Below are 1,303 nucleotides of genomic sequence, written 5' to 3' on the forward strand. Positions count from 1 at the left end.
ATGAAGTGACCCCTGTCAAGTAGACTGTATTCAAAAAGCACAACTAAGTAACCTGAGTTCTATATTTATATGGACTCAGGTTATTTAATTTCTGTTGAAATCTTTGGTGATTATAAAAGTGTATATATTTGCGCACGGCAAATTTAACCTCATCAGCTTTGCGGAAAGAGTATAAATGAAAACACTCTGACTTAAAGTGGCTGAAGAAGTTTTCTATACAAGCATTGTCCCAACAGTTTCCCTTCCGAGACATACTAGCCTTCATCTGATATTTTTTTAGTAATTGATTATATTGACGGGATGTGTATTGGAACCCTTGATCACTATGTAGGAGAATCCCTTTCGCATTTCGCTTTTTCCTTGCCTTCTTAAGTGTATCTAGCACTAATTTAAGGTCGTTTCTACGACTGATTTCATAGGCAACAATTTCATTGTTGTACAAGTCTTTAATAGCGGATAAGTATAATCTCTGTCCATTGAAAATCAAGTAGGTAATATCTGTTACCCATTTTTCATTCGGTTTTGAAGCTTGGAAATCCCTGTTCAGATGGTTATCTGAAATCACATAAGCTTCTTTTTTTCCATAATAAGGTCGTTTTCTCCTAATAATCGCTTTGATACCTAGTTCACCCATCAACCTCTGTATACGTTTGTGATTAACGTGAAGGTTATAGGTGACTTTCAGCCAAACTTGTACTCTTCTGTATCCATAAATTCCCCTAAGTTTTTTATGGCACTTCAATATCTTTTTCTTGATTTTGACATCCTCCGATTGTTTTTCAGAAGGCGTCGAGTGCCGTTTTATCCATTTGTAGTACCCACTTCTGGTTACACCGGCAATATCGCATAGAACGGTAACCGTAAAACCTTTTTCCGACATCTCGTGGATGACTTCAAACTTTCTCGCTTTGGATACAGCTTTCATTCCTCCTTTTACATCCCTAAGAGCTTTTTTAACATTTCATTTTCCGCTTCTAATCGTCTGATCTTAGCTTCTGGATCTTCTGGCTTGATTCTTGGTCTACCTACACCTGGCCCGTTCGCTTTACCACGTTTTTCTTCTAGTCCTTTGATACCTTCAGCCTCAAAGTGTTTCACCCAACGTCTTACTACTGAGTGATCAATTCCTAGTTCTTTAGCGACCGTTTTGTATCCCATTCCTTCTTTAAGGTATAAATCTACTGCTTTTTTCTTAAATTCTATATCGTAAGTTACTCTAATTTTACCCATAGAAAAAATCCCCTCCATAGTAAACAGATTAATGTGCTTTCTTTTTACTGTCTACTATAAGGGGATCATATCA

At 36.8% G+C, this 1,303-nt stretch carries 2 protein-coding genes; both read right to left on the reverse strand.

All coding sequences use genetic code 11. The features are described from left to right. Nucleotides 1-43 precede the first annotated feature (43 nt). Nucleotides 44-925 carry an IS3 family transposase gene (locus ORL93_RS30755; protein WP_265960342.1) on the reverse strand — a complete coding sequence of 294 codons (882 nt, stop codon included), beginning with the start codon at nucleotides 923-925 and terminating at the stop codon, nucleotides 44-46. A gap of 8 nt (nucleotides 926-933) precedes the next feature. Beyond that, a complete protein-coding gene (locus tag ORL93_RS30760; protein WP_265960343.1) occupies nucleotides 934-1,230 on the reverse strand; it encodes a transposase in 297 nt (98 codons plus the stop codon). Between the last annotated feature and the right edge of the window lie 73 nt (nucleotides 1,231-1,303).

The sequence above is a fragment of the Bacillus sp. DHT2 genome (assembly GCF_026241455.1).
GTDB lineage: Bacteria > Bacillota > Bacilli > Bacillales > Bacillaceae_G > Bacillus_A > Bacillus_A pseudomycoides.

What these genes read in the sequence shown, in the direction of transcription:
- ORL93_RS30760 (WP_265960343.1), bottom strand. Translation starts at nt 1,230, where the DNA reads ATGGGTAAAATTAGAGTAACTTACGATATAGAATTTAAGAAAAAAGCA.
- ORL93_RS30755 (WP_265960342.1), bottom strand. Translation starts at nt 925, where the DNA reads ATGAAAGCTGTATCCAAAGCGAGAAAGTTTGAAGTCATCCACGAGATG.